Annotated in this window: 29 protein-coding genes; 11 read left to right on the plus strand and 18 right to left on the minus strand. The window is 69.1% G+C overall.

Translation table 11 applies throughout. The features are described 5' to 3' along the window. Positions 1 to 78: 78 nt before the first annotated feature. Entirely contained in the window at positions 79 to 1134 is a 1056-nt protein-coding gene (locus AC5Y4Q_RS17295; protein WP_125224608.1) for a DUF4192 domain-containing protein, read from the plus strand. Positions 1135 to 1144: 10 nt separating this feature from the next. Here the strand turns inward: AC5Y4Q_RS17295 and AC5Y4Q_RS17300 are convergent, their stop codons facing one another. The 3 genes from AC5Y4Q_RS17300 to AC5Y4Q_RS17310 form a co-directional block, all read right to left on the minus strand. After that, entirely contained in the window at positions 1145 to 1837 is a 693-nt protein-coding gene (locus AC5Y4Q_RS17300) for an iron-dependent transcriptional repressor DtxR (protein WP_064921512.1), read from the minus strand. Positions 1838 to 1969: 132 nt separating this feature from the next. After that, entirely contained in the window at positions 1970 to 2935 is a 966-nt protein-coding gene (locus AC5Y4Q_RS17305) for a sigma-70 family RNA polymerase sigma factor (RefSeq protein ID WP_064921513.1), read from the minus strand. A 128-nt stretch (positions 2936 to 3063) separates the two neighbouring features. Continuing rightward, a complete protein-coding gene (locus AC5Y4Q_RS17310; RefSeq protein ID WP_125224609.1) occupies positions 3064 to 3537 on the minus strand; it encodes a DUF3099 domain-containing protein in 474 nt (157 codons plus the stop codon). A 60-nt stretch (positions 3538 to 3597) separates the two neighbouring features. On the opposite strand from AC5Y4Q_RS17310, the gene AC5Y4Q_RS17315 reads away from it, so the two are divergent. Further along, the gene (locus tag AC5Y4Q_RS17315) at positions 3598 to 3843 is read left to right on the plus strand and encodes a DUF3039 domain-containing protein (protein WP_064921515.1); all 246 of its coding nucleotides are present in this window, start codon (positions 3598 to 3600) and stop codon (positions 3841 to 3843) included. Here AC5Y4Q_RS17315 and AC5Y4Q_RS17320 read toward each other — a convergent pair. Both AC5Y4Q_RS17320 and AC5Y4Q_RS17325 read right to left on the minus strand, forming a co-directional pair. Then, positions 3830 to 4780: a YihY/virulence factor BrkB family protein gene (locus AC5Y4Q_RS17320; RefSeq protein WP_064921516.1), complete on the minus strand. Its 951-nt coding sequence runs from the start codon at positions 4778 to 4780 to the stop codon at positions 3830 to 3832. The genes AC5Y4Q_RS17315 and AC5Y4Q_RS17320 overlap by 14 nt on opposite strands. Positions 4781 to 4855: 75 nt before the next feature. Further along, positions 4856 to 5050: a DUF7455 domain-containing protein gene (locus tag AC5Y4Q_RS17325; RefSeq protein WP_125224610.1), complete on the minus strand. Its 195-nt coding sequence runs from the start codon at positions 5048 to 5050 to the stop codon at positions 4856 to 4858. Positions 5051 to 5171: 121 nt separating this feature from the next. On the opposite strand from AC5Y4Q_RS17325, the gene AC5Y4Q_RS17330 reads away from it, so the two are divergent. After that, positions 5172 to 5525, plus strand: a complete 354-nt coding sequence (locus tag AC5Y4Q_RS17330) for a DUF952 domain-containing protein (RefSeq protein WP_125224611.1) — start codon at positions 5172 to 5174, stop codon at positions 5523 to 5525. On the opposite strand, the gene AC5Y4Q_RS17335 is transcribed toward AC5Y4Q_RS17330, so the two are convergent. The 5 genes from AC5Y4Q_RS17335 to cei form a co-directional block, all read right to left on the minus strand. After that, positions 5476 to 5763 (minus strand): hypothetical protein, encoded by a 288-nt coding sequence (locus AC5Y4Q_RS17335; RefSeq protein ID WP_064921519.1) that lies wholly within the window; start codon positions 5761 to 5763, stop codon positions 5476 to 5478. The two genes, AC5Y4Q_RS17330 and AC5Y4Q_RS17335, sit on opposite strands and share 50 nt — an antisense overlap. Before the next feature lie 38 nt (positions 5764 to 5801). Further along, positions 5802 to 6875, minus strand: a complete 1074-nt coding sequence (locus AC5Y4Q_RS17340) for a methyltransferase (protein ID WP_125224612.1) — start codon at positions 6873 to 6875, stop codon at positions 5802 to 5804. A 12-nt stretch (positions 6876 to 6887) separates the two neighbouring features. Beyond that, on the minus strand, positions 6888 to 8387 hold the full coding sequence (locus AC5Y4Q_RS17345; protein ID WP_064921542.1) for an RNA polymerase sigma factor: 1500 nt from the start codon (positions 8385 to 8387) through the stop codon (positions 6888 to 6890). Between the two features lie 188 nt (positions 8388 to 8575). Continuing rightward, the gene (gene ppgK, locus AC5Y4Q_RS17350) at positions 8576 to 9394 is read right to left on the minus strand and encodes a polyphosphate--glucose phosphotransferase (protein WP_125224613.1); all 819 of its coding nucleotides are present in this window, start codon (positions 9392 to 9394) and stop codon (positions 8576 to 8578) included. A 24-nt stretch (positions 9395 to 9418) separates the two neighbouring features. Next, the gene (gene cei, locus AC5Y4Q_RS17355; protein ID WP_064921522.1) at positions 9419 to 10069 is read right to left on the minus strand and encodes an envelope integrity protein Cei; all 651 of its coding nucleotides are present in this window, start codon (positions 10067 to 10069) and stop codon (positions 9419 to 9421) included. A 168-nt stretch (positions 10070 to 10237) separates the two neighbouring features. On the opposite strand from cei, the gene AC5Y4Q_RS17360 reads away from it, so the two are divergent. Next, positions 10238 to 10540, plus strand: coding sequence for a DUF4193 domain-containing protein (locus AC5Y4Q_RS17360; protein WP_013829371.1), 303 nt, complete (start codon positions 10238 to 10240; stop codon positions 10538 to 10540). A 13-nt stretch (positions 10541 to 10553) separates the two neighbouring features. Here the strand turns inward: AC5Y4Q_RS17360 and AC5Y4Q_RS17365 are convergent, their stop codons facing one another. Next, positions 10554 to 11039 carry a DUF3093 domain-containing protein gene (locus AC5Y4Q_RS17365; protein ID WP_064921523.1) on the minus strand — a complete coding sequence of 162 codons (486 nt, stop codon included), beginning with the start codon at positions 11037 to 11039 and terminating at the stop codon, positions 10554 to 10556. A 25-nt stretch (positions 11040 to 11064) separates the two neighbouring features. Here AC5Y4Q_RS17365 and dut point away from each other — a divergent pair, with 25 nt between their 5' ends. Together dut and AC5Y4Q_RS17375 are read left to right on the plus strand one after the other, a co-directional pair. Further along, positions 11065 to 11529, plus strand: coding sequence for a dUTP diphosphatase (gene dut, locus AC5Y4Q_RS17370; protein ID WP_019738980.1), 465 nt, complete (start codon positions 11065 to 11067; stop codon positions 11527 to 11529). Between the two features lie 26 nt (positions 11530 to 11555). Beyond that, positions 11556 to 12341, plus strand: a complete 786-nt coding sequence (locus AC5Y4Q_RS17375; RefSeq protein ID WP_419179710.1) for a DUF3710 domain-containing protein — start codon at positions 11556 to 11558, stop codon at positions 12339 to 12341. Between the two features lie 38 nt (positions 12342 to 12379). Here the strand turns inward: AC5Y4Q_RS17375 and AC5Y4Q_RS17380 are convergent, their stop codons facing one another. Further along, the gene (locus tag AC5Y4Q_RS17380; RefSeq protein WP_125224614.1) at positions 12380 to 13081 is read right to left on the minus strand and encodes an alpha/beta hydrolase family protein; all 702 of its coding nucleotides are present in this window, start codon (positions 13079 to 13081) and stop codon (positions 12380 to 12382) included. 106 nt (positions 13082 to 13187) lie between these two features. On the opposite strand from AC5Y4Q_RS17380, the gene AC5Y4Q_RS17385 reads away from it, so the two are divergent. Together AC5Y4Q_RS17385 and AC5Y4Q_RS17390 are read left to right on the plus strand one after the other, a co-directional pair. Continuing rightward, positions 13188 to 13559 (plus strand): OB-fold nucleic acid binding domain-containing protein, encoded by a 372-nt coding sequence (locus AC5Y4Q_RS17385; RefSeq protein ID WP_064921526.1) that lies wholly within the window; start codon positions 13188 to 13190, stop codon positions 13557 to 13559. Continuing rightward, a complete protein-coding gene (locus AC5Y4Q_RS17390) occupies positions 13559 to 14218 on the plus strand; it encodes a DUF3159 domain-containing protein (RefSeq protein ID WP_419179711.1) in 660 nt (219 codons plus the stop codon). Before AC5Y4Q_RS17385 ends, AC5Y4Q_RS17390 begins: the two co-directional genes overlap by 1 nt. Here the strand turns inward: AC5Y4Q_RS17390 and AC5Y4Q_RS17395 are convergent. Together AC5Y4Q_RS17395 and AC5Y4Q_RS17400 are read right to left on the minus strand one after the other, a co-directional pair. Beyond that, the gene (locus AC5Y4Q_RS17395; RefSeq protein WP_064921528.1) at positions 14204 to 14866 is read right to left on the minus strand and encodes a potassium channel family protein; all 663 of its coding nucleotides are present in this window, start codon (positions 14864 to 14866) and stop codon (positions 14204 to 14206) included. The genes AC5Y4Q_RS17390 and AC5Y4Q_RS17395 overlap by 15 nt on opposite strands. After that, positions 14863 to 15531: a potassium channel family protein gene (locus AC5Y4Q_RS17400; RefSeq protein ID WP_082952590.1), complete on the minus strand. Its 669-nt coding sequence runs from the start codon at positions 15529 to 15531 to the stop codon at positions 14863 to 14865. The genes AC5Y4Q_RS17395 and AC5Y4Q_RS17400 overlap by 4 nt, the downstream gene beginning before the upstream one ends. 103 nt (positions 15532 to 15634) lie before the next feature. Between AC5Y4Q_RS17400 and AC5Y4Q_RS17405 the strand changes: the two genes are divergently transcribed. Together AC5Y4Q_RS17405 and AC5Y4Q_RS17410 are read left to right on the plus strand one after the other, a co-directional pair. Further along, the gene (locus AC5Y4Q_RS17405; protein WP_064921530.1) at positions 15635 to 17632 is read left to right on the plus strand and encodes an APC family permease; all 1998 of its coding nucleotides are present in this window, start codon (positions 15635 to 15637) and stop codon (positions 17630 to 17632) included. Beyond that, positions 17629 to 18804, plus strand: a complete 1176-nt coding sequence (locus AC5Y4Q_RS17410; RefSeq protein ID WP_125224615.1) for a class I SAM-dependent RNA methyltransferase — start codon at positions 17629 to 17631, stop codon at positions 18802 to 18804. Before AC5Y4Q_RS17405 ends, AC5Y4Q_RS17410 begins: the two co-directional genes overlap by 4 nt. A gap of 87 nt (positions 18805 to 18891) precedes the next feature. Here the strand turns inward: AC5Y4Q_RS17410 and AC5Y4Q_RS17415 are convergent, their stop codons facing one another. Together AC5Y4Q_RS17415 and AC5Y4Q_RS17420 are read right to left on the minus strand one after the other, a co-directional pair. After that, positions 18892 to 20181 carry an ArsB/NhaD family transporter gene (locus AC5Y4Q_RS17415; RefSeq protein WP_064921532.1) on the minus strand — a complete coding sequence of 430 codons (1290 nt, stop codon included), beginning with the start codon at positions 20179 to 20181 and terminating at the stop codon, positions 18892 to 18894. Positions 20182 to 20185: 4 nt separating this feature from the next. Further along, entirely contained in the window at positions 20186 to 20629 is a 444-nt protein-coding gene (locus tag AC5Y4Q_RS17420) for a CBS domain-containing protein (protein WP_064921543.1), read from the minus strand. Positions 20630 to 20677: 48 nt separating this feature from the next. On the opposite strand from AC5Y4Q_RS17420, the gene dxs reads away from it, so the two are divergent. Beyond that, positions 20678 to 22591, plus strand: coding sequence for a 1-deoxy-D-xylulose-5-phosphate synthase (gene dxs / locus AC5Y4Q_RS17425; RefSeq protein WP_064921533.1), 1914 nt, complete (start codon positions 20678 to 20680; stop codon positions 22589 to 22591). On the opposite strand, the gene AC5Y4Q_RS17430 is transcribed toward dxs, so the two are convergent. Together AC5Y4Q_RS17430 and AC5Y4Q_RS17435 are read right to left on the minus strand one after the other, a co-directional pair. Next, positions 22588 to 22992: a PACE efflux transporter gene (locus tag AC5Y4Q_RS17430; protein ID WP_064921534.1), complete on the minus strand. Its 405-nt coding sequence runs from the start codon at positions 22990 to 22992 to the stop codon at positions 22588 to 22590. The two genes, dxs and AC5Y4Q_RS17430, sit on opposite strands and share 4 nt — an antisense overlap. A 13-nt stretch (positions 22993 to 23005) precedes the next feature. Continuing rightward, entirely contained in the window at positions 23006 to 24265 is a 1260-nt protein-coding gene (locus tag AC5Y4Q_RS17435) for an HRDC domain-containing protein (RefSeq protein ID WP_064921535.1), read from the minus strand. Position 24266 lies beyond the last annotated feature (1 nt).

Raw genomic sequence — 24266 nt, forward strand, 5'->3', positions numbered from 1 at the left:
GCCGATTCGTCCACAAAGCGGCCGCGTACCCGGCGCGGGCGCGCCCCGATGACGGTGGGTGTCGTCAACGTTGCTGCCATGACGACCAAGCAACCGGAATTCACCCTGAATCGCCCGGGAGCGCTGATTGCGGCGCTGCCGGCCATCCTCGGCTTCGTGCCGGAGAAATCTCTGATCCTGGTCTCGGTCGACGGCGGCGAGCTGGGGGCGGTGCTGCGGGTCGACCTCTGCGACGAACTCGCCGACACCGTCGGTCATCTCGCCGACGTCGCCGCGGCCGCCGCCCCGGCAGCGGCGATCGCGGTGATCGTCGACGCCGCCGGCGCGCGCTGCCCGGTCTGCAACGACCAGCATCGCCGGCTGGTCGATGCCCTGTCGCTGGAGTTGTCGCGCAACGACATTGCGCTGCTCAGCGCGCATGTGGTGGACCGGGTGGCGCGCGGGGGCCGGTGGCGCTGTGTCGACGGCTGCGGCGCGGGCGGCCCGGTCGAAGACCCGGCGGCGTCTCCGCTGGCCGCAGCCGCGGTGCTGGAGGGCAGGCGGCTGTATCCGCGCCGGGCGGACCTGCAGGCGGTGATCGCCCCCGACACCGCGTGCCTTGTCGCGGTGGCAGCCGTGATCGACGACCAAGCCGCAGACCGGGCGGCCGCGGTCGCTGCCGACGGTCAGCGCCGGGCCCGCCGCGACGTCGAAGCGATGCTGCAGGCCGTGGCCGCGTTGGCCGCCGGTCGCGAGCCAACCGAGGTGGAACTGGCGCGGCTTGGATGCTCGCTGACCGACGTTTTGGTCCGCGATACCTTGTGCGCATTGGCAATCGGCGAACACGCCAGCGACGCGGAGATGTTGTGGTCGATCTTGGCGCGCGCGCTGCCTGGTCCGTGGCGGGCCGACGCGCTGGTGCTGCTGGCGTTCAGCGCCTATGCGCGGGGGGACGGGCCGCTGGCCGGAGTGTCGCTGGAGGCCGCGTTGCGCTGCGTGCCGGATCACCGGATGGCGGGCCTGCTCGACACGGCGCTGCAGTCGGGATTGCGTCCGGACCGGATCCGCGGGCTGGCCGACACCGGATTTCGGCTGGCGGCACAGCTCGGCGTGCGGCTCCCGCAGCGGCAGGGCCTCGGCCGGCGCGCCGGCTGAGAGCAACCGGTCAGACCTTCTGAACCTTGACGGCGTGCGCCATCTCGTAGGGCAGGCTGACGTCGGTATGGCCGGGCATCACGATGGTCACGCCGTCGTCGGCGTCGGCCTCGACGGTGACCCGTGCGTTGGGCACCACACCGGCCTCCTTCAGCCGGGTGATCAAGTCGATGTCGCCTTGCACATGTTCGGTGAGCTGGCGCACCACCACCGCCACCGGCGAGCCGGCCGGCAACTCGGTCAACCGCACCAGGTCGGCCTCCCAAGGGCCGGAGTCCGCGCCGAAACCGAGATCCAGCAACCCGGGGATCGGGTTGCCGAACGGCGAGGTGGTGGGGTTGTCCAGCACCTGGACCAGCCGACGCTCGACCTCCTCGCTCATCACGTGCTCCCACCGGCAGGCCTCGGCGTGCACGTCTTCCAGCGGCAGCCCGATGATGTCGACGAGCAGTCGCTCGGCCAGCCGGTGCTTGCGCATCACCGACACGGCCAGCGCACGGCCCTTCTCGGTCAGTTCGAGGTGACGGTCACCGGCCACCCGCAGCAGCCCATCGCGCTCCATGCGGGACACCGTCTGGCTGACGGTCGGACCGCTTTGTTCCAGCCGCTCGGCTATCCGGGCACGCAGGGGGGTGACACCCTCTTCCTCAAGGTCGTAGATCGTCCTGAGGTACATCTCGGTGGTATCAACCAACTCATTCATTCCGCACCTTCCGTCGCAGCTGAGTCTACTTCGGCGGGCCTGCGCCCGGTGAGCCAGCGACGCCGATGGGACCCAGCTGACAGACGCGTCCGCCGGGCCGCCGCAACGGCGCGGCGGCCCGGCGGAGCAAGGTCAGCTGGCGTAGGAACGCAACCGGTCGGCGCGTTCGCCGTGCCGCAGCTTGGCCATCACCTCGCGCTCGATCTGGCGGACCCGCTCGCGGGACAGGCCGAACAGCTTGCCGATCTGATCCAGCGTGCGCGGCTGCCCGTCGTCGAGGCCGAACCGCAGCCGGATCACCTGGTGCTCACGTTCGTCCAGGGTTGCCAGCACGCTGCGGATGTCGGTGTGCAGCAGCTCGGAGATCACCGCGTTCTCCGCGGACATCGCCTCGGAGTCCTCGATGAAGTCGCCCAGCGGCGCCTCCTCGTCGGAGCCGACCGGCATATCCAGGCTCACCGGGTCGCGGCTGTGCTCCAGCAGGTCGTTGATCTTCTCCGCCGGGATACCGGATTCGGCGGCCAGCTCCTCATCGGTGGCCTCGCGCCCGAGCTGCTGATGCATCTCGCGCTTGATCCGTGCCAGCTTGTTGACCTGTTCGACCAGGTGCACCGGCAGCCGGATGGTGCGGCTCTGATCGGCCATGCCACGGGTGATGGCCTGGCGGATCCACCACGTCGCGTAGGTGGAGAACTTGAAACCTTTTGCGTAGTCGAACTTCTCCATCGCGCGGATCAACCCGAGGTTGCCTTCCTGGATCAGGTCCAGCAGCGGCATCCCGCGGCCGGTGTAGCGCTTGGCCAGTGAGACCACCAGGCGCAGGTTGGCTTCGAGCAGATGCCGGCGGGCGGCCTCGCCGTCACGGACCACCGCGGCCAGCTCGCGCTTGCGCTTCTCGCCGAAGCGCTTGCGGGTTTCGAGCAGGTGCTGCGCGTAAAGCCCGGCCTCGATGCGTTTGGCGAGCTCCACCTCGTCGGCGGCATTGAGCAGTGCGGTCTTGCCGATACCATTGAGGTACACCCGCACCAAATCCGCGGCTGGACTCTGCGCGTCCAGATCGCCGTCGATCCGACTGATGGTGGCATCTGCCTTTGCCATTACGGCCTCCCGTTGATCGGCTTCAGCTGTCACAAGTGACAACGTCCAACACGGGTGCAGAGTTCCCGCCCGATCGGTTTTCCACACCACTTGACGTGCGGGAATACACCGATGACTTTGAGAATGTGTTAAGAACCGGTACCGTGCGGCGGCTCGTCGGCGGCGCCGCCGCCCGGCCGGCCCGGCTCGGGACCCGGCTCGCAGGTCGCTGATCCGGGCTGGGTCTGCGGAGGCCACGGACGCTCCAGCGCGCGGCGCGAGGCGGTAGGGAACAGCGGGGTATGGGTCGGTGCGGCGTCGTAGCGGCGCGGCTCATCGGCGCTGCGCGGTGGGCGGTCATTGGCGATCAGCACCGCCATCCACGGCAGCGGTATCGACGCGAGCAGGATCAGCAGTGAGATCAAGCCGTTGTGCCAGGCTCCGTAGGCGATCGCGGCCAGGATCAACGCCGGCACCCGGAACGCCATCAGCGTCAGGTACTTGCGTACCCGTTCACGGTGCTGCTGTTCGTAGGACGGGGCGGCCGCGGTGATGAGCACCGGCCGACCGTCGTCGTCGAAACCCAGCTCGGGGCCGTGCTTCATCACTCCACTGTCCCACACCGAGCGGGGTCGCGGCAGGTGGGGTTTTAAGATCCGTTGCGTTCTGGGCACAATGGGCAGATGGGCACACAGACCGACACCCTCGAGCGCACCGATGCCGAGGAACGCGTCGATGACGGGACCGGCGGCGACACCCCGAAGTACTTCCACTACGTCAAGAAGGACAAGATCGCCGAGAGCGCGGTCATGGGCACGCACGTGGTGGCCCTGTGCGGGGAGGTGTTCCCGGTGACCAAGGCGGCGAAGCCGGGATCGCCGGTCTGCCCGGACTGCAAGCGGATCTACGCGACCCTCAAGAAGGGCTGACCGGGTCGTCGTCGCCGGCGTCGGTTCGCGCCGTCCGGGACAGCACCCAGTTGCGGAGCTGACGCAGGTGGGTCGGCTGCGCCGGCCACTCCTCCTGAACGGCGGCGTTGAGTTCCGCGCCCAGCATGATGGCGAAGCCGAGCAGAAACGCGAACAGCAGGAAGGCGATCGGCGTTGCCAGCGCTCCGTAGGTGTAGCCGGTGCTGGTGATGTAGCGCAGGTAGACCCGCAGACCCAGGGTGGCAACGACGAACACGGTGGTGGCCAGCACCGCACCGATCACCAGCCGGTGTGAGGGCAGGGGCTTGGGCAGCGATACCCGGTAGAGCACCGTCACCGCCACCAGCAGCCCCAACACCAAGGTCGGGTAGTAGCCGAACCGCAGCAGATCCGTCCACCGGTCGGGAAGGTGTTCGGCCACCGCGTGCGGGCCCAGCGCGGCGAACGGGGCCGCGGCGACGGCGATGACCAGCATCGCCACGTACAGCCCCAGCGCGAAGAACCGTTGGCGCACTGGGTGGCGCAGCGGGGTCTGATCGTGGGCCTCGACGACCGAGTCGACGAACGCCGAGATCGCCGAGGACCCGGCCCACAGCGAAATCACGAAACCCAGGGAAACCACCTCCCCGCGTGCGTTGGAGACGATGTCGCGCACGGTCGGTTCGATGATCTCCACCACCACATTCTTCGAGAAGAAGCTGCTGGCCATGCCGATCAGCCGGTTCTGGATGGTTGCCAGCGTGTCCGGGCCGAACAAAGGTGCCACATACGACAGGCTGCCCAGCATCCCGAGCAGCAGCGGTGGCAGCGACAGCACCGACCAGAAGCCCGCCTGCGCGGACTCGGCGAAGATGGAGTCGTCCCAGCTCTTGGCCAAGGTGCGGCGGGCGATGCGCAGCAGGTGATGTCGGGAAGGTTTGGGAATCTGGTCCATCATGACCAGCCCAGCATTCCTGACGAGTGGTGCTACTGCACACTTCCCGCCGGCGGGCGTGTTGCGCGCGGGTTGCGGTTACGCCTCGTCCGGAGTGCTGACCTGCAGCACGGCGGCCAGTTCGATCAGCTTGGCTTCGTGCTCATTGGCGTGATGCTGGCAGAACAGCAGCTCGGCTCCGGAGGGCAGCGTGGCGCGTACGCGGGCGGCCGCACCGCACCGGTCGCATCGATCAGCCCGAGTCAGTTCGGGACTGGTCAGAGTCGCGTTCATGGGCTCCTCCGTTTCTCGCGGGTCTGTCAAGTGTGTCAGACGCCTGGGCGTTCGGCGTTGTTCCTGGCTTCGGCTGTGTCGTGTCTCACCCTTGCCCGGCGCTAAGGCAGGATCGGAGGCGATGACGTATGCCGGTGTCCTCGTTCACCTGTGCGGCGCCGCCGAATGGGCGGGCGCGCAGGCGTCGGGTGCGTTGTGCCCGGAGTCGTTGGACACGGTGGGCTTCGTGCACCTGTCGACGCCGCAGCAGGTGCACCTGCCCGCCAACCGGCTCTATCGGGGCCGCACGGATCTGGTGTTGCTGCAGGTGGATCCGGCCAAAGTGGGCGCGCCGGTGCGTTGGGAGCCGGGCGTACCGGGCGATCCGGAGGCGATGTTGTTCCCGCACCTGTACGGCCCGTTGCCCGTTGGCGCGGTGATCGATGTCACGGAGTATCGGCCGGGCCCGGACGGGGTGTTCGCCGCGGCCGATTGAGGTTGATCGGGGTGGTCGGTTTGGCCGCGGACGCCCGGGTGAGTTCGCTACGGGCGAACGTGGTTTGCGCCTTGCTGATCAAAACGGCGGGCACTCGCGGCCACGCGGCGGCCACAGCGTTGATCGCGTCGAGCACCGCAGGATTCAGATCGGCCTCCGGCGGCACCCGGTGGCCGTGAGTCGCGGCGCGCTTCAGCAGTGTGGCGAACGTCTGGGACGACGCGTCATCCGTCGGCATGCTGGGCGATCCTACGCCGCGGCACCGCCATCGGCGCCTCAGACAGCGCGGGCTTCGACGATGGCCAGCGGGCTTGTGGTGGGGATCACGCGCTGCAGCTCGAATCCTGCCTGGGACAGCAGCTCGGCGTACTCCCGCCGGGTGCGTTCGTATCCGCCGGCGGCAACCAGCATCTCCAGGTCGAGCACCAGGCCGAGGTGGGCGGGAGCGCCTTCGGGCAACACCATCTCGAACAGCAGCACCTTGCCGCCGGGCGCGATGGCGGCCCGCACGTTGCGCAGAATCTGCAGCGACTTCTCGTCGTCCCAGTCGTGGATGACGGTCTTGAGCAGATAGGTGTCACCGCCGGCGGGCACCGACTCGAAGAATGACCCGCCCTGGACGTCGCAGCGCGCGGCCACCTCGCCGGCGACCGTGGCGCCGGCGACCACCGCCGGCAGGTCGAACAGCACGCCGCGAGCTTCGGGCGTCTGACGCAACACCGCGGCCAATAGTGCCCCGTGGCCGCCACCCACATCCACGATCAGCTTGCTGGTGCTGAAATCGTATGCGGGGACCGCGCTTTCGATCGCCACCGCGGACGCCCCGGTCATCGCGTCATTGAAGACCTGCGCCAGCTCGGGGTCGGTGTCCAGGTACTCGAAGATGGGCATTCCGCGCACCTTGTCGACGGCGGTCTGCCCGGTGCGCACGGAGTGCTCGAGGTTCGACCAGTGTTCCCGGTGGGCCGGGTGGCCGATGAGTGCGATCATCGGGGCCACACCGGCCGGATTGTTCGACACCAGGGCCCGTCCGGTGCGGGTCAGCGCGAACCGGCCGTCGTGGCGCAGCTTGAGCACCGACTGGCTGGCCAATGCGCGCAGCAGCCGGTAGGTGGCTGCCGGATCGCTGCCGACCTTTCGGGCGACCTCGTCGGCCGTGAGCGGGCCGGAGGAGAGCGCATCGGGGATGCCCACCTGCACCGCGGCATACAGTGCTTGGGCCACCCATGCACCGAAGCCGAGCTCGAGGGCCGCGACGGAGGCGGGCACAGTGGCCTGGCGCAGGCGCTGCAGACCACCACGGAATGCGTTGACGGCATTGAGGACTATCGCCGGCGGTGTTTTGGCCATCGGGGGTGCGCGCTAGTCGAGGTAGTCGCGCAGGACCTGAGAGCGGCTGGGGTGCCGCAACTTCGACATCGTCTTGGATTCGATCTGACGGATGCGTTCACGGGTGACGCCGTAGACCTGGCCGATCTCGTCGAGGGTGCGCGGCTGACCGTCGGTGAGCCCGAACCGCAGCCGCACTACGCCGGCTTCGCGCTCGGAGAGCGTCTCGAGCACCGACTGCAGCTGGTCTTGGAGCAGGGTGAACGAGACGGCATCCACGGCTACGACAGCCTCGGAGTCCTCGATGAAGTCGCCGAGCTGGGAGTCGCCTTCGTCGCCGATGGTCTGGTCCAGCGAGATCGGCTCGCGGGCGTACTGCTGGATCTCCAGCACCTTCTCCGGGGTGATGTCCATCTCCCGGGCGAGTTCCTCAGGCGTGGGCTCGCGGCCCAGGTCCTGCAGCAGCTCGCGCTGGATGCGGCCGAGCTTGTTGATCACCTCGACCATGTGCACCGGGATGCGGATGGTGCGGGCCTGATCGGCCATGGCGCGGGTGATGGCCTGGCGGATCCACCAGGTGGCGTAGGTGGAGAACTTGTAGCCCTTGGTGTAGTCGAACTTCTCGACCGCGCGGATCAGGCCCAGGTTGCCTTCCTGGATCAGGTCCAAAAACGCCATGCCGCGGCCGGTGTAACGCTTGGCCAGTGAGACCACCAGCCGCAGGTTCGCCTCCAGCAGGTGGTTCTTGGCCCGGTCGCCGTCCCGGCAGATCCACGCCATGTCGCGCCGGTAGGCGACGGCCAGCTTCTCGCCTTTCTCGGCGTGCTCGGCCATCTTCTGGGTGGCGAACAGACCGGCCTCGATCCGCTTGGCCAGCTCGACTTCCTCTTCGGCGTTGAGCAGCGCCACCTTGCCGATCTGCTTGAGGTAGGCGCGTACCGAGTCGGCCGAGGCGGTGAGCTCGGCGTCCTTGCGGGCCTGGCGCAGCGCTTCGGACTCCTCTTCGTCCCAGACGAAATCGCCTGAGGCCTTGTCCTTCTCGGAGGGTTCGGCGATTTCGTCGTCATCGTCGGCGTCGTCGGTGGCCGGCTCCGCGGTCGCCGACGCCTCGTCGCCGTCGGCATCCGCCTCGGCGTCGTCCTCCAGTTCGTCCAGGCTCAGGTCGGCGTCGTCGATGTCGTCGTCACCGGGTTCGCCGTCGAGTTCGGCGTCGGTGTCCAGATCCTCGGCCGCGAGGTCGAGGTCGGCGTTCTTGGCGCCCTTGGCGGCGGTGGCCTTCTTGGCCGGGCCCCGGGTCGACCGGGTCTTGGGCTTGGTGTCGCCGTCGTCGTTCTTGGCGGCGGAGCTCTTGGTCGCCGGGCGCGCCGTCGACTTGGCGGCCTTCTTGGCCGGGGCGGCCTTCGTCGCGGTGCGCTTGGCCGGACTCTTGGTGGCGGCCTGGGCAGTCGACTTGGCGGCGGCTTTGGCGGGTGCCTTGGCGGCACTCCGCTTCTTCGGCTCCTCAGTCGCCGGCTTTGCCTTGCTCGCTGCCACGTCCACCCCTTCGGTCGGACTGACTTTCGGTTCGCAGGGCCGTGCGCAACCGAAAGTGTCGGGTTATGTCGAATGTCGGCTCTATATCAGTTGGGTGATCAACTGGGATAGTCGCCGCTATCGGTTAGGCGGCCGCCGCCGACCATTGTAACGACAGCCGGCGGGGACAATCGCTGAGCGGGCGGAATTCACCGGGTGACGTCGGTGGCCGACGCCATCGCGGCCCCGACGATTCCCGCGGTGTTCTGCAGGGTCGCGGCGACCACCGGAGTCCGGTTGCCCAGCAGCGGCACCCACTGGTCGGCTTTGCGACTGATGCCGCCGCCGACGATGATCAGGTCCGGACAGAGCGCGTTCTCGATGGCCACCAACACCTTGGTCACCTGCTTGGACCACTTCGTCATGCTCCAGTTCTTGCGCTCCTTGACCGAGGCGGCGGCCCGGTGCTCGGCTTCCTTGCCGTCCACGTCGATATGTCCGAGTTCGGTGTTGGGCAGCAGCTTTCCGTTGTGGATCACCGCCGAGCCGATCCCGGTCCCGAATGTGAGCAACACAACCACGCCGGTGTTGTCTTTGCCTGCCCCGAAGCGCTCTTCGGCCAGGCCGGCGGCGTCGGCGTCGTTGAGGATGACCACGGGTTGGCCGTCGAGTGCGGCCGCGATCGCCGCTTGGGCGTTGACTCCGATCCAGGACTTGTCGACGTTGGCGGCGGTCTGCACCACACCGTCGATCACCACACCGGGATAGGTGACGCCCAGCGGGCCGGTCCAGCCGAAGTGCCGGACCACCGCGGCGACGGTCTCGGCGACCGCCGCGGGAGTGGCGGGGCTCGGCGTGGGCAGCTTGTAGCGTTCGCCGACCAGCGCGCCGGTCGCGAGATCGACGACACCGCCCTTGATGCCGCTGCCGCCGACGTCGACGCCGAACGCCGGCTGTAGCGGTCCGGTGCCGGCGGTTGCGGCCGCGGGCGCGCCGGTCGGGACAGCGGTCGAGTCAGTGCCGGTCATGCATCTCCTCTGCCGGGTCGGTGGTCAGCAGGTGCCGGAATGGATCTTGGTCAGCAGCGTCGGGTCCGGTAGTCCGGTGGCGTCGGGACGCAAGCCTGCCAGCGCCGCTTCGATGTCGTCGCTGTGGGCCAGGCTGACGAAGTCGCTTCCGACCGCCAGGTCGACGGAGTCATCGGGGCGGTCGTCGCGAAACAACTCGGTGCACGGGGCGACCAGCCACAGGGCCGCCGCGGCGGCCTGGCCTGCCTCGCCGAAGCGGATCTGGCCCTGGCAGTCCAGCCGGCCGTTGGCGTAGACCGGGTCGTTGGCGGCGGTCGGCTGGGCGAAGCCGTCATCGCGCAGGGCGTCGGCGACGTCGGCGGCCTGCCCGGCCCGGCCGCTGGCGTTGAGGACCCGAGCCTTGATGTCGGCCAGTTTGGCCGGGGTGGTGGTGATCATCGCGGCGCGCGGGACCTGGGTGCCGAGCCGCGGCTGGTCGGGCTCGGTGGGCGCCGGCGGGGCGTTGCACACCGCGACCTCGTGGACGTCGGCCGGCCGGGTCAGCGCGACCGTCCACGCCACCGCGGTCAACAACGCCAGCGCGGCCAGGGCATAGGCGGCGGGTCGATAGTTGCGCCGACGGAACGGCAGACCGTGCTTGTCGAATTCGCTGCCGGAAGTGATTTGCGCGACCACGTACGCACTCTAGAGGGCGCGCGCGCGAGCGATCACCGTGGTCAGGAATATAATGTGATGCAAATCACAGTTGATCTGAGCGCGTTCCGGGCACGAATCATTTGGTGGATGCGTTCGACGCTGGTACAAAGCTCGCGCAGGGTTACAGGGGACTGAGGGGAGAAGACGATGGCTACCGACTACGACGCCCCGCGGCGCACCGAGACCGACGACGTTTCCGAGGACTCACTCGAGGAGCTCAAGGCCCGGCGGAACGAAGCGCAATCCGCCGTGGTCGACGTCGACGAATCCGAGTCCGCCGAGTCCTTCGAGCTGCCCGGCGCAGACCTGTCGGGCGAGGAACTGTCGGTGCGGGTCGTTCCCAAGCAAGCCGACGAATTCACCTGTTCGAGCTGCTTTCTGGTTCAGCACCGCAGCCGTTTGGCCAGCGAGAAGAACGGCGTGATGATCTGCACCGACTGCGCGGCCTGACCCGGACCGTCCCTCAACCCTGTAGCGCTGCCAACACCCGCTGTGGCTGACGGCAGCTGATCAGCCAGTACGGCGTCGGGTCATCGGGATCGTCGAGGACGACCAGCAGCATAGGTCCCACCCAGCCGCGATGCACCACATACGCTGCCGGATCGAGCTGGCGGCCCAGCGCCGCCGACTTGGCCGACGCAGGAACCTCGGCGGCGCGGGCGATCACGCTGGCCGGCAGGTGCGCCTCGCCGACCCAGAGCTCGGTCCGGCCGCCGGTTTCGGTGACCCGCACCTGGATGCGTCCCAGCCACAGCAGGGCGGCCACGGTGATCGCGAAGAAGACGGCGAACGGCACCCAGCCCGGCAGGCTGCGCAGGCCCAGCCGGACCTCGTAGGCCATGAGCCCGTTGCCCAGGAACCCCAGCGGCCACCACCACCACGGCACCCACAGCTGCTCGCGGTACCGCACGGTTTGCGGTGCCCGGTGGTTCAGGCGCGATTCCGACATCCGGCTAAGAGTAGTCTTGCGCCTCGTGTCGCCCAGTCTCGCGGTTGTTCGCCTGGATCCTGATCTGCCCCTGCCGAGTCGTGCTCATGCCGGCGACGCCGGCGTCGACCTCTACAGCGCGGTCGATGTCGAGCTGGGCCCGGGCCAGCGCGCCCTGGTGCCCACCGGTATCGCGGTGGCGATTCCGTTCGGCATGGTCGGCTTGGTGCACCCGCGGTCGGGTTTGGCTGCACGGGTAGGGCTTTCGATCGTCAACAGTCCGGGAACGATCGACGCCGGCTACCGCGGCGAGGTTAAGGTGGCATTGATCAACCTGGACCCGGCGACACCGATCGAGATCCATCGGGGAGACCGGATCGCTCAGCTGGTGGTGCAGCGGGTGGAGCTGCCCGAACTGGTCGAGGTGACGTCGTTCGACGAGGCCGGGCTGGCGGGAACCAGCCGCGGCGGCGACGGACACGGCTCGTCGGGCGGGCATGCGAGTTTGTGACAGGCAAGTGACGAAGATGGGCGGCTGTGATGGCATTCGGTAGGGGCAAGCGCAAGACCGGCGCCGACGAGCCGACGCGCGCCGAGCCGGAACCCCAGGAGCTGGAGAACCTGCAGGACGTGGACGGGGACTCTGACGAGGAGCTCGTGGGCCCGTTCGACATCGACGATTTCGACGACCCGGCGGCCGCGGCGACGGCCCGTCTGGACCTGGGTTCGGTGCTGGTGCCGATGCCCGCGGGCGCCCAGGTTCAGGTCGAGCTGAGCGAGGCCGGCGTGCCCAGCGCGGTGTGGCTGGTGACGGCCAACGGGCGGTTCAACATCGCCGCCTATGCCGCCCCCAAGTCGGCGGGGCTGTGGCGCGAGGTGGCCACCGAGCTGGCCGACGCGCTGCGCCGGGACTCGGCGAATGTCAGCATCATCGACGGCCCGTGGGGCCGGGAGGTGGTCGGATCGGCGACCGGCGCGGTCCGGTTCATCGGCGTCGACGGCTACCGCTGGATGGTGCGCTGCGTGGTCAACGGCCCGCACGAGTCGATGGACGCGCTCACCGAGCAGGCACGGGAAGCCTTGGCGGACACCGTGGTCCGGCGCGGCGACACCCCGTTGCCGGTGCGCACCCCGTTGCCGGTGCGACTGCCCGAGCCGATGGCCGAGCAGTTGCGGGCCGCCGCGGCGCAGCAGGCCGCGATGGCCGCCCAGCAGGCCGCCGGACAGCAGCCCCCCGGCGGTGACGTGCCGCCTACGCCGGCTGCGCGCCGCAGCGTGGAAGGCTCCGCGATGCAGCAGTTGCGCACCATCACCGGCGGCTAGCGCAGCTGGGCCGCCGCATCCAGCCTGGCGGCTCGCCGCTAAATGGCGTCGCCCAGCGCCGTCAGGCACGCGGTGCCCAACGCGGCCGGGTCGGCACCGATCTGCTCCAGCGTCACCGTGCACAGCGCCGCCCGCGGGGCGGCGGCCACCCATTCGGCGGCCGTCTGCAACGGATGCACCGGGTCGTCGACGGCCGCGGTCACTCCCAGGGGCGCCGCCAGGGCGGCCAACTCGGCGCACGACGGCGCCACGTAGGCCGCGGCCTGCTCCAGGGCGTCGGGCAGCTGCGGCCACTGGGCGGTCCACGAGCGGGTCAGCTCGTCGGCGAGCCAGGCCGGGCTGGTCGCCCGCATCTGGGCCACCACCGCCGGCAGCCCCTCGCGGCGCAGCTGCTCGGCGCTGTAGCGGGCGGCGTGGGCGGCCGGGGCGGTATCGGGGGCGCCCGTCCACGCGGGCAGTGCGGCCAGCACCGCGATCACCTGGCCGGGATGTTGCAGCGCCCACGCGGTGCCCACCGCCGCGCCGATCGACACACCGCCGACGATGACCGGCCCGGACCGGGCCGCGGCGTCCAGCGCCGCAAGATAGCCCTCGATCAGGTGTGCCGGTCGCGGGCGGTGTGCGACCAATTCGGCCCCCACCTGCTGTAACGGGGCGCCAAACGCCCGGCGGACGTAGTCGTCGTCGGATCCGGTTCCCGGCAGCAATACGGCGGTGACGCCATGCAGATCGAATGCCACCCGTTGATCGTGCCCGGTGTTGCAAACCGCCTCGTAGGCCGGTCGTGTGGCATTAGGTAATCAACAGGTCTACCGTAGCGGGCGCACACAATTGAGGGAGAGGGCAATGGCAGCGCCGAAGGGGTACCTGCGCCGGCTGACTCGGCGATTGACGGAAGATCCTGAGTTGCGCGATGTCGAGGAGTTGTCCGATGAGGCGCTCAACACCGGCGCCCAGCGCGCCATCGACTGCGAGCGTGGTCAAGAGGTCACCATGGTCGGAGTGCTGCGCAGCGTGGAAGCCAACGCCAAGGGCTGCGTGGGCGGGGTCCGCGCTGAGCTGTTCGACGGCACCGACACGGTGACGCTGGTGTGGCTGGGGCAGCGCCGCATTCCCGGGATCGATTCGGGCCGCACCCTGCGGGTGCACGGCCGGGTCGGGAAACTGGAAAGCGGCTGCAAGGCCATCTACAACCCGCACTACGAAATCCAGCAGTGATCGCACCGACCTCCCAGGGGCCGCAGCGGCTGCTGGACCAGATCGGCGGGGTGGCCGGGCTGATCTACTCGTCACTGCCGATCGTGGTGTTCGTGCCCACCTCCAGCGTCTTCGGCCTGCGGATCGCCGTGGTGGCGGCGCTGGGAGTGGCCGCGGCGGTGCTGGTGTGGCGGCTGATCCGCCGGGACTCCACCCAGCCGGCGGTCTCCGGATTCTTCGGGGTGGCCGTCTGCGCACTGATCGCCTATCTGATGGGCGACTCCAAGGGGTATTTCCTGCTGGGCATCTGGACCTCGCTGGTGTGGGCGGTGGTGTTCGCGGCATCGATGCTGATCCGCCGCCCGGTGGTCGGCTACATCTGGAGTTGGGCCAGCGGACAGAGCCTGGCCTGGCGCGAGCTGCGGGCGGCGATCTACGCCTACGACATCGCCACACTGACCTGGGTGCTGGTGTTCGGTTCCCGCTTCGCGGTGCAGCGGCTGCTCTACAACGCCGACGAAACCGGCTGGCTGGGGGTGGCGCGCATCGCCATGGGCTGGCCGCTGACCGCGCTGGCCGCACTGGTGACCTACCTGGCCGTCAAATACGTGCAGCGGGCGCTGGACCGGCGACCCGAGCCCGCCGCAGACGACCGCGAAGCCCGCTCAGTGCGCCGGTAGCACCAGCTCGCGCAGTTCGGTCTCCACCCCGGCGGACGCGACGAACAGCAGCTCGTCGCCGCCCTCGAGCGGCTCGTCGTCCTGCGGCACGATCACCCGCGTCCCCCGCAGAATCGTCACCAGTGCAGCGTCGCGGGGCAGCGACAGCTTGCGCACCGGCTTGCCGCCCCACGGGGTGTCGTCGGGCAGGGTGATCTCCAGCAGGTTGGCCTGGCCCTTGCGGAACTCGATGAGCCGCACCAGATCCCCGACCGCCACGGCTTCTTCGACCAGGGAGGCCAGCATGCGTGGCGTGGACACCGCCACGTCCACCCCCCAGGCGTCGGTGAACAGCCATTCGTTGCGGGGGTCGTTCACCCGGGCCACCACCCGGGGCACCGCGAACTCCGTCTTGGCCAGCAGCGACAGCACCACATTGGCCTTGTCGTCGCCCGTGGCGGCGATGACGACGTCGAAGTCCTCCAGGTGCACCGACTCCAGCAGGCTCAGCTCGCAGGCGTCACCTAGGTGCCACTGCGCATCGGCGATGTCCTCGACATCGATATGGTCGGGATTGCGCTCGATCAGCGTCACCTGGTGGTCGCTGTCGAGCAGCTCCCGGGCGATCGACCGGCCGACGGCCCCGGCCCCGGCTACGGCGACCTTCATTGCAGGTCCTCGCTCGGCGGCAGGGCGGCGATCGCGATCGCCTCGGCGACCCGGCCGGACACCGCGACAATGTAGACCTGGTCGCTGGCCTGAATGACCGTCTTGGGCTCGGGCAGGATGCCGGTGCCGAACCGGATCAAGAACGCCACCCGGGCGTTGACGGCGGCCTCGAGGTCGGTGACGGGGCGACCGATCCAGTCCTCGTGCAGCACGACCTCGGCGACGGCGACGGTGCCGGTCGGGTCACGCCACTTGGTGGTCTCGCTTTCGCGGGTCAGGGCGTCGAGCAGGCGATCGGTGGTCCAGGGCACCGTGGCGATGGTGGGAATGCCGAGGCGCTCATAAACCGCGGCCCGCTTGGCGTCATAGATACGGGCGACCACCCGCGCCACGCCGAACGTCTCGCGGGCCAGCCGCGCGGCGATGATGTTGGAGTTGTCCCCCGAGGACACCGCGGCGAACGCCCCGGCCTCCTCGATGCCGGCGCGCAGCAGCACGTCGCGGTCGAAGCCCATGCCCAGCACCCGTTCGCCGTTGAACTCCGGGCTGAGCCGGTTGAACGCGGTGGTGTCACGGTCGATGATGGCGACCTCGTGACCGATCCGGGACAGCCCGTCGGCCACCGAGGCACCCACTCGGCCGCATCCCATCACAACTACCCGCACCTGCACGGTCCTTTCGGCTGGTTTCGGCTGGCTATCGCCTGCAGTAGTGCCCGTATTCGGTGAACGCTACCGCCAGGGCCGGCCTGGCTTACCCTTGGCTCTCGTGTCGAAGATTTCCACCGCTGCCCGCCGGCTGCTTCTGGGCCGGCCGTTCCGCAGCGATCGGCTCAGCCACACGCTGCTGCCCAAGCGCGTTGCGCTGCCGGTGTTCGCCTCCGACGCGCTGTCCTCGGTGGCCTACGGACCCGAAGAGGTCTTCCTGGTGTTGTCGGTGGCGGGCATCGCGGCCTACCGGCTAACGCCGTGGGTCGGCCTGGCAGTGGCGTTCGTGTTCATCACCGTGGTGGCCTCCTACCGCCAGAATGTGCACGCCTACCCTTCCGGCGGCGGCGACTACGAAGTGGTCACCACCAACCTGGGTGCCACCGCGGGCCTGACCGTGGCCAGCGCACTGATGGTGGATTACGTTCTGACCGTTGCTGTTTCGATCTCGTCAGGGATCGCCAACATCGGATCGGCGATTCCGTTCATCGCCGATCACAAAGTCGCGTTCGCGGTGGGCACCGTCGTGGTGGTGGCCGCGGTCAATCTGCGCGGCATCCGCGAATCCGGTACCGCATTCGCCTTCCCGACGTATGCGTTCATGATCGGCGTCTTTGCGATGCTGGGCTGGGGGCTGTTCCAGATCTTCGTGCTGGACCATCCGCTGCAGGCTGAATCGGCGGCGTTCAAGATCCACTCGGCGCACGGCGAGGTGGTCGGTGTGGCCCTGGTGTTCCTAGTGGCCAAATCGTTCTCGTCGGGATGCGCCGCACTGACCGGTGTGGAGGCGATCAGCAACGGGGTGCCGGCGTTCCGCAAACCCAAGTCACGCAATGCGGCCACCACCTTGCTGATGCTGGGGGTTATCGCGGTGACGCTGATGATGGGCATCATCGTGCTGGCCCGTCAGACCGGGGTGAAGATCGCCGCGCGCCCGCACGAACAGCTGATCGGGGCGCCGGCGGATTACGACCAGAAGACCCTGTTGGCCCAGCTGGCCGAGACGGTGTTCCGCGGTTTTCCGCCCGGTTTGTGGATCATCGCCGGTGTGACCGCGTTGATCCTGGCGCTGGCCGCCAACACCGCGTTCAACGGCTTTCCGGTGCTGGGCTCGATCCTGGCCCAGGACCGCTATCTGCCGCGTCAGCTGCACACCCGCGGTGACCGGCTGGCGTTCTCCAACGGCATCGTGTTCCTGGCGGTGGTGGCCATCGCCTTCATCGTGGCGTTCGGCGCCGAGGTCACCGCGCTGATCCAGCTCTACATCGTCGGGGTGTTCGTCTCCTTCACGTTGAGCCAGATCGGCATGGTCCGGCACTGGAACCGGTTGCTGCGCACCGAAACCGACCGTGCGGCCCGGGTCAAGATGATGCGCTCCCGGGTGGTCAACACCATCGGCTTCGTCGCCACCGGAACGGTGTTGATCGTCGTCATCGTGACGAAGTTCGTCGCCGGCGCCTGGATTGCGATCGTGGCGATGTCGGTGCTGTTCGTCGTGATGAAGATGATCCGCCGGCACTACGACACGGTCAGCCAGGAGCTGGCCGAGCAGTCCGCCGCCCTGGACGACCAGGCGGTGCTGCCCAGCCGCAACCACGCCCTGGTGCTGGTGTCCAAGCTGCACCTTCCCACCCGCCGGGCGCTGGCCTACGCCCGGGCGACCCGCCCGGACAACCTGGAGGCGATCACCGTCAACGTCGATGACACCGAGACCCGCGCCCTGGTCCGCGAGTGGGAGGACAGCGACATCACCGTGCCGCTCAAGGTGATCGCCTCGCCCTACCGCGAGGTCACCCGCCCGGTGCTGGAGTACGTCAGGCGCATCAGCAAAGAGTCGCCGCGCACCGTGGTGACCGTCTACATCCCCGAATATGTGGTGGGCCACTGGTGGGAACAGCTGCTGCACAACCAAAGTGCGTTGCGGCTCAAGACCCGGCTGCTGTTCATGCCGCAGGTGATGGTGACCTCGGTGCCCTGGCAGCTGAACTCCTCGGAACGGCGCAAGGTGCTGGCGCCGCATCACGCTCCCGGCGACACACGGCGGGGTTTTCTCGAGTGATCGGTGACGAGCTGACCCTGGTCGCCGGGGCGCCCGCCAATGGCGGCAGTTGTGTGGCCCGCCAGGACGGCCGAGTGGTGTTCGTGCGTTACGCGCTGCCCGGCGAACGGGTGCGGGCGCGGATCACCGCCGAGCGCGGTTCGTATTGGCACGCCGAGACCGTCGAGGTACTCGAACCGGCGGACGGCCGGGTCGCCCCGCTGTGCCCGATCGCCGGCGTCGACGGTGCCGGTTGCTGCGACCTGGCGTTCGCCGATCCGGCCGTGGCGCGTGCGCTCAAGGGCGCGGTGGTGTCCAACCAGCTGGCCCGGCTCGGCGGCCATGACTGGGAGGGTTCTGCCGAACCGGTCGGAGACGACGGCCCGGCCGGCTGGCGCACCCGGGTCCGGCTGGACGTCGGTGCCGACGGGCGGGCCGGATTTCACCGCTATCACAGTGATGAGCTGGTCACCGACCTGCGCTGCGGCCAGCTGCCCGCCGGGATGACCACCGGCCTGGCCGAGCAGAGCTGGCAGCCCGGTGACCACCTCCATGTGGTGGCCGACGACGACGGCGTTCGGCACGTGGTGAGCACCGGCCACAACCACCGCCCGCAGGTGCGTGAGGGCGACTACCACGCCACCCAGTGGGTCGGCCGCCGGCGTTGGCGGATCCCGGTGACCGCGTTCTGGCAGGCGCACCGGCAGGCGGCCGCGCACTACAGCGCGCTGATCACCGACTGGGCTGCACCGGAGGCGGGCATGACCGCCTGGGATCTCTACGGCGGCGCCGGAATCTTCGCCGCGGCACTGGCGCAGGCGGTGGGCGAGTCGGGCCGGGTGATCAGCGTCGACACCTCCCGGGCGGCCACCGGCGCCGCGCGGGCCGCGTTGGCCGATCTGTCGCAGGTATCGGTGCGCACCGACTCGGTGCGGCGGGTGTTGAGCGCTGCGTCCTCCGGCGCCGACGTGGCGGTGCTGGACCCGCCGCGCACCGGTGCCGGTCGGCAGGTGATCGAGGCGCTGGCCGCCGCCGGTGTACCGCGTATTGTGCACATCGGTTGCGAGGCAGCGTCTTTCGCGCGCGACATCGGCCTGTACCGCGCCCAGGGGTATACCGTGGAGCGGATCCGGGTATTCGACGCGTTCCCGCTCACCCACCACGTGGAGTGCGTGGCGCTGCTGACCCGCTGACTGCTGGCCGGCGATCGCGGTGCGCGGTGAGCGGGGCCGTCGACCACCGTCCCCGAAAGTGGAGCGCGAGGCCCCGCGGCAAAGAAGTCAGCCGAACACGAAGTAGCGCAACCACAGATACAGCGCCGCGCACGCGACCGAGACCGCGGTGACCACGATGCCTTTGCGGGTGAACTCCCAGAACGTGATCGGATTGCCTGCGCGGCGGGCGATCCCGAGCATCACCACGTTGGCGCTGGCCCCGACCGCGGTCAGGTTGCCGCCGAAGTCGGCGCCGAGCGCCAGCGCCCACCACAGGGCGTCCGGGTGCAGGTCGTTGGGGAGTGTGGTGCTCAGTTCGGCCACGATCGGCGTCATGGTGGCGACATACGGGATGTTGTCGATGATCCCGGACACCGGCGCGGAGACACCCAGGATGCCCATCGTGGTCAACACCGCGTTGCCCCCGGTGAGGTCGGCGGCCGCCTTGGCCAGAGTGGCGATCGCACCGGTGTCCACCAGCGCACCGACCATCACGAACAAGCCGGCGAAGAACAGCAGCGTCTCCCACTCGACGCCGGAAAGGTAGTCCGAGCGCTCCAGGCCGGAGATCACGATCAACACACCGGCGCCGAGCAAGGCCACCACCGACGGCTCCAGGTGCAGCGCGGAATGACCCATGAACGCGGCGAACACCGCGGTCAGCACCAGGCCGCACTTGATCAGCAGGCCGCGGTCGCGGATCGCCTCGCGCTCCTCCAGCGCCATCACGTCGGCGACCCGGTCGGGATCCACGGTGAACGAGCCGGGAAACAACCGGGGCAGCATGATGATCAACGCGGCCGTGACGATGACGACGATCGGCGCCAGGTGCACCAGGAAGGCGTTGAACGACAATCCCGCTCGGCTGGCGATGATGATGTTGGGCGGGTCACCGACCAGGGTGGCGGCACCGCCGATGTTCGAGGAGAACACCTCGGCCATCAGAAACGACGTCGGGCTGATCTCGAGCCGGTCACAGACCAGCAAGGTGACCGGGGCGATCAGCAGCACCGTGGTGACGTTGTCCAGCAGCGCCGACGCGACAGCGGTCACCAGCACCAGCAGGATCATGATCCGCAGCGGCGATCCCTTGGCGCGCTTGGCCGCCCAGATCGCGACATACTCGAACACGCCGGTCTGGCGCAGCACGCTGACGATGATCATCATGCCCAGCAGCAGGAAGATGACGTCCCAGTCGATCCCGGTCTGGCGGGAGTAGAAGATATCGTCCGATGAGATGACCGGCAGGATGACCACGGCCGCCGCACCGGTCAGCGCGACCAGCGTCTTGTTGACCCGGTCAGCGGCGATGAACGCATAGGCGGTCAGGAAGACCGCGACCGCCAGAAACGTCACCCGATCAGACTTCGAGGGCTGCGGCCAGCAACCGCGACGCGGTGATCACGCCGAGCAGTTTACCGTCCTTGACGACGGCGATCAGGGGGCTCCGCAGCCGAGCCATGGTCGAGGCGACCTCGATCAGGGTCTCCGCGGCGCCGGCGGTCGGCAATTCGTAGAGGTGTTCAGGCAGTACATCGCGCACTTTTTTGCCGCGCAGCTTCTCAGCGGCCCGGTCGGCCACGGTCTCGCTGAGCACACCGGCCAGGGACGGATCGTCCTGGATGTAGCCCGGCACGATGAAACGCACCACCTGCGAAGCCGGCAGCACCGCATACGGCCGTCCGGTCTGATCGGTCACCACGATGCCGGGCAGGCGGTGCTCGGCCAGCAGCCGGGCCGCGTCGAGCGCGTCTGAGTCGATGGCCACCACCGGGTACTCCTCGGCGATCTCCTCGGCATGCATACCCATGACCATACGGTGGGGTTTCGTTCTCGTGCGTAGACTGACCGGATGCTTGATGGGATCCGCGGCCCCGCCGATCTGCAGCACCTCTCGCAGGCACAGCTGACCGATCTGGCGGCGGAGATCCGGGAGTTCCTCATCCACAAAGTCGCCGCCACCGGGGGACACCTGGGGCCCAATCTGGGCGTGGTGGAGCTGACTCTGGCGCTGCACCGGGTATTCGACTCCCCGCATGACCCGATCATCTTCGACACCGGCCATCAGGCCTACGTGCACAAAATGCTGACCGGCCGCAACCGCGACTTCGACACCCTGCGCAAAAAGGGCGGGCTGTCCGGTTATCCGTCGCGGGCCGAGAGCGAGCATGACTGGGTGGAGTCCAGCCACGCCAGCTCGGCGCTGTCGTACGCCGACGGGCTGGCCAAAGCCTTCGAGCTGACCGGGCACCGCAACCGGCACGTGGTGGCCGTCGTCGGCGACGGCGCCCTGACCGGCGGTATGTGCTGGGAGGCACTCAACAACATCGCCGCCGGCAACCGGCCGGTGGTGATCGTCGTCAACGACAACGGCCGCAGTTACGCGCCGACCATCGGCGGTTTCGCCGATCACCTGGCCGCGCTGCGGCTACAGCCCGTCTACGAGCGGCTGCTGGAGCGGGGCCGCGCGGCGGTGCGCGGGGTGCCGGTGGTCGGCGAGATCGGCTACCAGATCATTCACAGCGTCAAGGCCGGGCTCAAGGACGCGCTGGCCCCGCAGGCGCTCTTCACCGACCTCGGCCTGAAGTACCTCGGCCCGATCGACGGCCACGACGAGGCCGCGGTGGAGTCCGCGCTGCGCCGCGCCCGCGGCTTCGGGGGGCCGGTCATCGTGCATGTGGTCACCCGCAAGGGCAAGGGCTACAGCCACGCCGAGAATGATGAGGCCGAGCAGATGCACGCCTGTGGTGTGATCGACCCGCTCACCGGGTCGGCCACCGAGACCGCCGGGCGCGGCTGGACGGCGGTGTTCTCCGACGCGCTCATCGAGTACGGCGCCAAACGCCGCGACGTCGTCGCGATCACCGCCGCGATGCCCGGTCCCACGGGCCTGGCCGCGTTCGGGCAGCGGTACCCGGACCGGATGTTCGACGTCGGGATCGCCGAGCAGCATGCGGTCACCTCGGCGGCCGGGCTGGCGATGGGCGGCCTGCACCCGGTGGTGGCGGTCTACTCGACGTTCCTCAACCGCGCGTTCGACCAGGTGCTGATGGACGCCGCGCTGCACAAGCTGCCGGTCACCCTGGTGCTGGACCGCTCCGGGATCACCGGCCCCGACGGCGCCAGCCACAACGGCATGTGGGATCTGTCGATCCTGGGCATCGTGCCGGGTATGCGGGTGGCCGCGCCCCGCGACGGCTTCCGGCTGCGCGAAGAACTCGGTGAGGCGCTGGACGTCGGTGACGGTCCCACGGCGTTGCGGTTCCCCAAAGGTGATGTGGGCGAGGACATCCCCGCGATCGAGCGGCGCTGCGGAGTGGATGTGCTCGCGGTGCCGGCGGACGGGCTGACCCCCGATGTGCTGCTGGTCGCCGTCGGCGCGTTCGCGCCGATGGCGTTGGCGGTGGCCGACCGGCTGCACAACCAGGGCATCGGCGTGACCGTGATCGACCCGCGCTGGGTGTTGCCGGTGCCGCAGGTGATCGCCGAGCTGGCGACTGCCCACAAGCTGGTGGTGACATGCGAGGACAACGGTGTCGCCGGCGGCGTCGGCTCGGCGGTGTCGGCGGCGCTGCGGCGCGCCGAGATCGACGTGCCCTGTCGTGATGTCGGTGTGCCGCAACGCTTCTACGACCACGCCTCCCGCGGCGAGCTGCTGGCCGAGGTCGGCCTGACCGCCCAGGACGTGGCCCGCCAGATCACCGGCTGGGTGGCGGCGATGGGCAGTGCCAACTGCGTCGAGGAGGTCAGCGAGCACCTGGACTAGCCGGGGGGTATCACCTTGTCGAACACCCAGGTGAACACGAACGTGTAGACGAGGAAGAACGCCAGCAGCCCGACTTCGAGTCCGAACGCCTCCAGCAGCGACACGCGCAGAATCGCGGCCACGATCGGCAACAACACCACAACCAGCCCGCCTTCGAAGCCGATGGCGTGCGCGATCCGGCGCCGCAGTGTGCGGGCGGGCGAGTCCTGGCGCCGCTCCCAGAGCTCGAAGATGGTGTTCCACAGGTAGTTCCACACCACCGCAACGGTGGATGCCGTCACCGCCATGACCCCGGAACTGCCGCCACCGAAGCCCAGAACGACCAGTCCCAGGGCGGTGAGCACGATAGCGATCAGCTCGTAGCTGATCACGTAGATGATCCGGCGAACAACTGGTGACACAAGGTTCTCCAGATCAGGTGTCGGCGGTGATGCCGAGGGCGGCAGCCAGCAAGGGCACCGTGAGCTCGCGTTGCCAGGGCCGGGCGCCGCCGGCGGTTAGGAACTGCTCGATCGCCGTCGCGGGCTGCGGTGTTGCCGGATCCCAGTCCCAGCACAATCGGCGCAGCAGATCAGGGGAGAGCAGGTTCTCGGTGGGCACCGTCACCTGCTCGGACAGCCCGCTCAGGGCGGCGCGGGCCGCCTCCAGCCGGGCGGCCGCCTCGGGTTTGCGGCGCGACCAGCGCGACGGCGGCGGCGGCCCGTTGGCGGGTTCGGCGGACTCCGGCGGCTCGGGGTTGTCGCGGGCGGCGGCCAGTGCGGCCAGCCAGGTGGGCGCACTGCGGCGCTGCTTGGGTCCGCCGAACACCGGCAGGGCGACCAGTTCTTCGACCGTGGTGGGGTTGGCGATGGCGGCGGCGACGATCGCCGAGTCGGGCAGGATCCGCCCGGGGGCGATATCGCGGCGCGCCGCGATCTTGTCGCGCACTGTCCACAGTTCCCGGACGGCGGCCAGGCCGCGACGGTCGCGCACCTTGTGGATGCCCGAGGTGCGCCGCCAGCGGTCCCGGCGGGTCGACGTGGCGAAATCCGTGACCCGCAGATGATTGAATTCCTGTGCGGCCCACTCGGTTTTACCCTGACGGGCCAGTACATCGGCGACAGCCCCGCGCAGTTCGATCAGCACCTCGACGTCGAGCGCCGCATAGTTGAGCCACTCGGCGGGCAGCGGACGCTTGGACCAGTCGGCGGCACCGTGGCCCTTGGCCAGGCCCAGCCCCAGCAGGCGCTGCACCATCGCGGCCAGGTTGACCCGCTCGAAGCCGGCCAGCCGCCCGGCCAGCTCGGTGTCGTAGAGCGCTTTGGGCCACATGCCGACCTCGGCCAGGCAGGCCAGATCCTGGTCGGCGGCATGCAGGATCCACTCGTCGTCGTCGAGCACCTCGGCGACCGGACGCAGCAGGGCCGCCGGGTCCTCACCGGCGCCGACCGGATCCAGCAGCACGGTGCCGGCACCGGCGCGCCGGATCTGGATGAGGTAGGCGCGGTTGGAGTAGCGGAAGCCCGACGCCCGCTCGGCGTCCACCGCGAACGGGCCGTGGCCGCGCGCCAACAGATCGGCGGCGGCGCCGATCTGCGTGCGCGTGACCGACACCTCCGGGACCCCGTCGGCGGGATACGGCAGGGGAGTCGGCTCGGGCTCGTCGGGGGCCGGTTCGGTACTCGGTTCAGACATC

The organism is Mycobacterium sp. NGS16, assembly GCF_059813225.1.

Coding starts and splice junctions, on each gene's coding strand:
- AC5Y4Q_RS17295 (WP_125224608.1), top strand. CDS start 79: ATGACGACCAAGCAACCGGAATTCACCCTGAATCGCCCGGGAGCGCTG.
- AC5Y4Q_RS17300 (WP_064921512.1), bottom strand. CDS start 1,837: ATGAATGAGTTGGTTGATACCACCGAGATGTACCTCAGGACGATCTAC.
- AC5Y4Q_RS17305 (WP_064921513.1), bottom strand. CDS start 2,935: ATGGCAAAGGCAGATGCCACCATCAGTCGGATCGACGGCGATCTGGAC.
- AC5Y4Q_RS17315 (WP_064921515.1), top strand. CDS start 3,598: ATGGGCACACAGACCGACACCCTCGAGCGCACCGATGCCGAGGAACGC.
- AC5Y4Q_RS17320 (WP_064921516.1), bottom strand. CDS start 4,780: ATGATGGACCAGATTCCCAAACCTTCCCGACATCACCTGCTGCGCATC.
- AC5Y4Q_RS17325 (WP_125224610.1), bottom strand. CDS start 5,050: ATGAACGCGACTCTGACCAGTCCCGAACTGACTCGGGCTGATCGATGC.
- AC5Y4Q_RS17330 (WP_125224611.1), top strand. CDS start 5,172: ATGACGTATGCCGGTGTCCTCGTTCACCTGTGCGGCGCCGCCGAATGG.
- AC5Y4Q_RS17335 (WP_064921519.1), bottom strand. CDS start 5,763: ATGCCGACGGATGACGCGTCGTCCCAGACGTTCGCCACACTGCTGAAG.
- AC5Y4Q_RS17340 (WP_125224612.1), bottom strand. CDS start 6,875: ATGGCCAAAACACCGCCGGCGATAGTCCTCAATGCCGTCAACGCATTC.
- ppgK (WP_125224613.1), bottom strand. CDS start 9,394: ATGACCGGCACTGACTCGACCGCTGTCCCGACCGGCGCGCCCGCGGCC.
- AC5Y4Q_RS17360 (WP_013829371.1), top strand. CDS start 10,238: ATGGCTACCGACTACGACGCCCCGCGGCGCACCGAGACCGACGACGTT.
- AC5Y4Q_RS17365 (WP_064921523.1), bottom strand. CDS start 11,039: ATGTCGGAATCGCGCCTGAACCACCGGGCACCGCAAACCGTGCGGTAC.
- AC5Y4Q_RS17385 (WP_064921526.1), top strand. CDS start 13,188: ATGGCAGCGCCGAAGGGGTACCTGCGCCGGCTGACTCGGCGATTGACG.
- AC5Y4Q_RS17395 (WP_064921528.1), bottom strand. CDS start 14,866: ATGAAGGTCGCCGTAGCCGGGGCCGGGGCCGTCGGCCGGTCGATCGCC.
- AC5Y4Q_RS17420 (WP_064921543.1), bottom strand. CDS start 20,629: ATGCATGCCGAGGAGATCGCCGAGGAGTACCCGGTGGTGGCCATCGAC.
- dxs (WP_064921533.1), top strand. CDS start 20,678: ATGCTTGATGGGATCCGCGGCCCCGCCGATCTGCAGCACCTCTCGCAG.
- AC5Y4Q_RS17435 (WP_064921535.1), bottom strand. CDS start 24,265: ATGTCTGAACCGAGTACCGAACCGGCCCCCGACGAGCCCGAGCCGACT.